Consider the following 902-nt stretch of genomic DNA (forward strand, 5'->3'; position numbering starts at 1 on the left):
ACGCGGGGCAATACGCGGGGCAATAATATCCCAACAGACCACCTGTAACAATATATTTTCGATCACTATCTGGTTAAAAACAATCGTAACCCTATAAATATCCACACAATTTTTATGGATCATTGGAAATCTATAACTGAGTCAAGCCATCGCACGCTGCCCGCCACTGAAGTCGCAAGACGCACGAGCCCAGCGCGACGACTGGGCACCGGTTACTTCCTGTTTTCCATCATCTTGTCAGCAAGGGCCTTGGCTCTTTCAATCAGCAGGTTCTGCCTGTCTTCGTGAGTAGCCCCTCCTACGACCGGTGCGGTCAGATTGCTTTCCGCAATCAACGCAGCACAGAAATATTGATCCCAAACAGCCCTGCTTTCAGACGCCTGTTTGTTCATTTGATCGGCGATCATATGCGGCTCCTTTTTGGTGAAGTAGCACTGCTATCTTACGCCCGCTTCCGGCAGGTTGCAGGTTGCAGGTTGCAGCAGGGCGTACCGGGAAAATGGCCACAGAGAAACGCAGAAGAGAGATTAGAGCGGGTTAGTTATATCTATCGTCACGATCATGAGCAGATGCTATCCAATGATGGGCACTATTCGGGATGGGTTTTTGACGCCAAAAATTGATGGTTGGCCACTAATTAGCCACCAGCTAAGATCAAGGCACGAATGACATTGGCAAAGGGAACGTTATGAGCAGCGCACCTAAGCACGGCTGGAAATGGGCTTATCAAAAACTGCGCGTGTAGTGGTCTAATGAAACCGGACACCCATTTAGGCGAGAATGCTCGCCAGATCGAGGTGTCAGATGACCAAACAACGCCGTTCCTTTTCTGCTGAATTCAAACGCGAGGCTGCCGACCTCGTGCTCAAGCAAAACTACAGCTACATCGAAGCCAGTCGTTC

2 protein-coding genes are annotated in these 902 nt (G+C 49.8%); one reads left to right on the plus strand and one right to left on the minus strand.

Going from position 1 to position 902, the window contains the following annotated elements; all coding sequences use genetic code 11:
- Positions 1–212: 212 nt before the first annotated feature.
- Complete coding sequence (locus AC1DRJ_RS30015; protein WP_223511514.1) at positions 213–407, minus strand: hypothetical protein; 195 nt, start codon at positions 405–407, stop codon at positions 213–215.
- A 397-nt stretch (positions 408–804) separates the two neighbouring features.
- On the opposite strand from AC1DRJ_RS30015, the gene AC1DRJ_RS30020 reads away from it, so the two are divergent.
- On the plus strand, positions 805–902 hold a 98-nt coding region (locus tag AC1DRJ_RS30020; protein ID WP_477805317.1), incomplete at its 3' end, for a transposase.

Source organism: Pseudomonas sp. P5_B2, from assembly GCF_056400445.1.